This is a genomic window from Kineococcus indalonis (assembly GCF_009906395.1).
Taxonomy (GTDB): Bacteria; Actinomycetota; Actinomycetes; order Actinomycetales; family Kineococcaceae; genus Kineococcus; species Kineococcus indalonis.
In genome coordinates, this window is record NZ_JAAALM010000287.1 from 1 (window position 1) to 5,267 (window position 5,267).

Sequence of the window (5,267 nt, forward strand, 5' to 3'; positions counted from 1 at the left end):
CCGGCACGGTCACCGGCACCACCGCCAAGACCGTCTCGGCGAACATCGCCGGCAAGAAGGCCATCCGCCTGGTCACCACCGACGCCGGTGACGGCAACGCCTTCGACCACGGCGACTGGGCCGACGCGAAGGTCTCCACGGCCACCGCGCAGACCCCGGCGCCCACCACCCCGGCCCCGGTCGTCGAGCGCACCGCCCGCAAGGTCTCCGCGCTGGCGCTGACCCAGGTCGCCAACGCCTGGGGCCCGGTGGAGCTGAACAAGAGCAACGGCGAGGGCGCCGCCGGTGACGGCCGCACCCTGACCGTGGCCGGCAAGACCTACACCAGCGGCCTGGGCGTGCACGCCGGCTCCGAGGTGCGCTTCACCAACGACAGCGCCACCACCTTCAGCGCGGTCGTCGGGCTGGACGCCGAGGTGCAGGGCAAGGGCTCGGTGACCTTCCAGGTCTACGGCGACGGCGTGAAGCTGTACGACTCCGGCACGGTCACCGGCACCACCGCCAAGACCGTCTCGGCGAACATCGCCGGCAAGAAGGCCATCCGCCTGGTCACCACCGACGCCGGTGACGGCAACGCCTTCGACCACGGCGACTGGGCCGACGCCACGATCGCCTGACCCGCCCGCCCGCACGTCCCCCGGGGACGTCGGGACGCACCGAGGGGCGGTACCCGCTGCGCAGCGGGTACCGCCCCTCGGTGCGTCCCGGGCGGGAGGGTCTCAGGCCAGCGCGTCCAGCCCGCCGTGCCAGGGCAGCTTGCCGCGGGCGAGCAGGCGGGCGGCCTGCTCGGCGCCCACGACGACGTCGCGGCCGTACTTGGGGGCGCGCACCCCCACCACGGCGAGCACGGCGGCGACGCAGCGGGCCTTCTCGTCGGCCGGCAGGTCCGCCTCGAGCGCGGCGCGCAGGTACTGGCCCGCGATGTCCCACTCGGGGAAGACGATGCGGCCCTTGCGGGCGGGGTTCCAGAACTCCGACGGCGGCCAGGGGCCGACGCCGATCCAGCGGCTGAGCGTCGAACCGGGCCGGGTGCGGCGGGCGCCGTCGCGCTGGCTGCGACCGTCGTGGTCGCGGTTGAAGAAGAGGACCTCGGGGATGCGCAGCATCGGCCCCTGCAGCGCCAGGCGCACCAGGAGCACCCGGTCGCCGTACACGTGGTTGCTCATCGCCCCCGCGCGGCGCAGCGCGTCGGAGCGGATGAGCCCGTACTGCTCGTGGCCGGCGTGGTGCTTGATGGGGGCCATCACGACGCGGCGGAACCGCTGGCTCGCGCTCGGCCCGGACAGGTCGATCATGAACGTGTCGTCGCGGACGCGTTCCCCGGCCGCGTTCAGCACCGCCGCCTCGCTGTAGCAGACCACCGCGGCGGGGTGCTCCTCGAGGACCTTCAGCGCCTTGCCCACGAACGTGGGGTGGCTCACGTCGTCGGAGGCGGCCCACTTGAAGAACTCGCTGCGGCACAGGCTGAACGTGCGCGAGAAGCTGTCCGCGACGCCCACGTGCTCCTCGTGGCGCACGTAGCGGACCCGCGGGTCCCTGCGGGCGAACTCCTGGCAGATCTCCGCGGTGCCGTCGGTGGAGACGTTGTCGGAGATGACGACCTCGAGGTCCTCGAAGTCCTGCGCCAGCGCGCTCTCGACGGTCGCGGCGACGTACTTCTCGCCGTTGTAGACCGGGATCCCGATGCAGACCTTCGGGGCGGAACCCCCGGAACCCCCGGAACCCACGGAACCCACGAAACCCCCCTCGTCCGGCTGAACCGGCGCTGCACGGCAGCGCCTACACTGGACGGTAGCCGACGGCGACCCCTCCTGGACGACACATCCGGCAGGACTGGTCCGGACGGTACCCCCGATGACCGTCAGCGAACCAGTGGTCACGCGCTCCTGGTCCGCGCCCGCTGCGGAGGCGATGTGACGTCCGAGAGCCCCTCGAGCACCGAGGCCCTGGTGCCCCCGCCGGACAGCGCCGCCGAGGCGCCGCGGCGCCGGCGCCGGCGCCGGCTGACCGCCGCGGGCGCCGCGGCGGTGGTGCTCGTGCTCGTCGCCGTCCTCGCCGTGGTGGTGACGCGCCCGGACCCCGCACCGGTGGTGATCCCCGACCCCGGCGACGTGCACGCCGCGGACTCGGTGGTGGAGTCCATGGGCGTGGCCGTGCAGCTGTACCAGCAGAGCAGGCGCTTCGACCTGCTGGAGCGCACGCTGGGCGACCTGGGCGTGCGGCACATCCGCACCGGCGGGCGGGGCGAGCAGTTCTTCGCGCACGTCAACCAGCTGCACGAGGACCACGGCATCAAGACCCTGCTGGTGATGGACCCGCGCGAGGGCTACTCCGGCGACGACGTGGTCACCGAGGGCCTGCTGCCCGTCCTGGACGCCGCCGAGGGCGTGGAGGGGCCCAACGAGTGGGACATCAACCGCGACCTGGAGTACGACGGGCAGTCCTGGCCCGAGGGCGTGCGCGCCTTCGCCGACCGGATGCACGACTCGATCAAGGGCTACCGCGACGAGGACCCGCAGGTGCAGGAGGCCGTCCGGGCGCTCACGGTGGTCAGCCCCTCCGTGGCCGACCCCGACAGCACCGCCGAGCTGGCGGGGGTGCGCTGCGACCTGGCCTCCATGCACAGCTACCCCGGCGGTGAGCTGCCCGACCAGGACCTCACCACCAAGTGGATGCCCGCCGCCCTGCAGCTGTGCGACGGCAAGGGGGTCGTCTCCACCGAGAGCGGCTACTGCAACACCCTCACCCCCGAGGGGTGCACCGAGCAGGGCGGCGTCTCCGAGCGCGCCAGCGCCAAGTACGCGCTGCGGCACTACCTGGAGTACTTCCGCGCCGGCGTGCGGCGCGACTACCTCTACAACCTCTCGACCGACGACTGGGACCTCTTCCTGGACGCCGACGGGCGGCGCAAGCCGGCCTTCTACGCGGTGCGCTCCCTGGTGGACCTGCTCGAGGACCCCGGCAGCACGCACCACCCCACCCGCTTCGACGTGACCGTCGCGGCCACGGACGAGGCGGGCGCCGCCGTGGACGACGTGCGCCACGTGGTGCTCCAGAAGCGGGACGGCAGCTACTGGCTGGCGCTGTGGGCCAACACGCTGTCGTACCCGGCGGGCGAGGAGTGCTGCGACGTCGAGACCACCCGGCGCGTCAGCGTGCAGCTGCCGCGCGCGATGACGGCCACGCGCTACGAGCCGACCTTCTCCGGGACCTCCGCGGTGGGCGCCACCGCGACCTCCTCCACGCTGCAGCTGGACGTCCCCGACCATGTCGTGCTGCTCCGGCTCGACGAGGCGCCCGACGCCGCCGACCCCTCCACCGACGCGTCGAGCGGCTCCTCCCCCGCCTCCTAGGACTGCACGTCACCGGCGCGCGACCCGGCGTCACCGGACTGGTCCGGAGGAGACGTGGAGGCCCGGTGACGATCCCCCGGGCGGAGCAACCGGAACCCGGTATGACGCCGCCGGGGGGCACCACGTCCGCCTAGACTCCCCCTGACCGCCGTGCCGGGACGCCCCGGCCGCCGGTGGCCCGCGGCCCCGGCGCCGCGCGGGCGCACCGGACCGCCACTGGAGCGGGGCTCCCCGCGGGGGCGGGAACGGTCCGCAGCGGTCCACGGGAGCCGCCCGGGACCGGACGAGGATGGGGGACTGGTTGAGCTCGAGCGTGGCGACGTCGGACCGCCCGGCACGGGCGCGGGTGGCGCCGCGGGCGCGCCGGTCCCCGCTGCCGGCCTCCCTGGTGCCGCTCGCGGCGGTCGCCGCCACCGTCGTCGTGGTCGCCGCCCTCGCCGTCGGGCCCTGGCGCCTGGTGCTGCCGCTGCTGGTGATCGCGCTGGGCGTGGTCCTGCGCCCGCAGCCCTCCACCGCCGTCGGGCTCGCGCTGGTGGCGCTGCCCACCACCGCCCTGCTGCGCCGGCTCACCGCCGGCGAGGACGCCTACGTGCCCAGCGACCCGCTGGCGGTGCTGGTGGTGCTGGCCGCCCTGCCGGCGTTCTTCCTGGTGCGCGGCCGCCCCCGCCCCGCTCCGGGGTCGGGGTGGCTGGCCGCCTACCTCGGGTGGCTGGTGGTCACCGCGGGTGTCGCCTCCGCCGGGTCGCTGGCCACCCGCGTCACCGGTTTCCTGCTCGTCGCCGTGCCCTGCGGCATCGGCTACCTGACCGCCCGCGGCTGGGCCGGGCACGCCGCCGGGGCGGTCGTGCGCAGCCTGGTCGTGCTGCTGCTGCCGGTCTCGGCCTACGGGGTGCTGCAGTTCTTCCTCGCCCCCCGCTGGGACATGGCCTGGCTGGACAGCGTCAAGGAGACGCTCAACAGCGTCGGGCAGCCGGAGGCCCGCGCCTTCCGCGTCTGGGGCACGATGGAGTCGCCCCTGAGCTTCGCGCTGTACGTCGGCCTGGGGCTGATGGCGGTGCTGTGCTGGCTGGTGGCCCGCCGCGGCACCGGCCGCTCCGGGTTGCGGGCCTCCTTCGCCGCCCTCGTCGTGGCGGTGGGCCTGACCGCGCTCGTGCTCACCAGCGTGCGCAGCGTGCTGTTCGCCCTGCCGCTGCTGCTGCTGGGCCTGGCGATGCTGGGCCTGCTGCCCGTGGGGCGCGTGCAGGCCGTGTTCTTCGCCGTGGTCATCGCCGGCGGCATGTACGTCGGCATCAACGTGCTCGGCCTGGCCGCCGAGGGCTCGAGCACCAGCCGCTACCAGGTCTCCTCGCTGGCGCAGGACCAGTCGGTGCGCGACCGCCTGCTGCTGCTGCCGCGCTTCCTGGCCGCCGCCGCCAACCCGGTGGGCTCCGGGCCGGGCACGGCCGGCGTGGCCGGCTCCCTCACCGAGGGCGGCACCTCCAACGGCATCGACAACGGCTACCTCTCGCTGCTGCAGGAGGGCGGCGTCGTCCGCCTGGTGCTCTTCCTCGTCGTCCTCGGCACCGCCCTCGCCGCGGCGGTGCGCACCGCCCGGCGCAGCCCGCGCGACCCGTCGGCCCTGTTCACCGTCATGGTGCTGGGCTACTACCTGCTGCTGGAGCTGTCCTCGGACGTCTCCAGCGGCGCGGGCTCGCTCGTGCTGTGGATCTGCGTGGGCTCCGCCCTGGGCCGCGCGGCCGCGGCACCGCGCGCCCGGCGCGGTGCCGCGCGCGGGCGGCACCCGCTGCCCGCGGCACCGTCGCCCGCGCTGCAGGTGCACCGCCCGGCGCACCGCGCGATCGCCCCGCCCCCCGACGACGCCCTGGCGATGTGGACGGGGCGCCCGGCGGCCCACGCCGCAGCCCCCCTCTCCCC

Annotated in this window: 4 protein-coding genes; 3 read left to right on the plus strand and 1 reads right to left on the minus strand. The window is 74.9% G+C overall.

The window, feature by feature from the left end; genetic code table 11:
- Positions 1 to 617: NPCBM/NEW2 domain-containing protein (locus tag GTR00_RS13915; protein ID WP_205705788.1), on the plus strand; the 617-nt coding region annotated here is incomplete at its 5' end.
- A gap of 102 nt (positions 618 to 719) precedes the next feature.
- Here GTR00_RS13915 and GTR00_RS25860 read toward each other — a convergent pair.
- Positions 720 to 1,736 carry a glycosyltransferase family 2 protein gene (locus GTR00_RS25860; protein ID WP_166612209.1) on the minus strand — a complete coding sequence of 339 codons (1,017 nt, stop codon included), beginning with the start codon at positions 1,734 to 1,736 and terminating at the stop codon, positions 720 to 722.
- 177 nt (positions 1,737 to 1,913) lie between these two features.
- Between GTR00_RS25860 and GTR00_RS25865 the strand changes: the two genes are divergently transcribed.
- A complete protein-coding gene (locus tag GTR00_RS25865) occupies positions 1,914 to 3,353 on the plus strand; it encodes a hypothetical protein (protein ID WP_166612210.1) in 1,440 nt (479 codons plus the stop codon).
- A gap of 301 nt (positions 3,354 to 3,654) precedes the next feature.
- The coding region (locus GTR00_RS13930; protein WP_166612211.1) for a hypothetical protein at positions 3,655 to 5,267 on the plus strand (1,613 nt) is incomplete at its 3' end.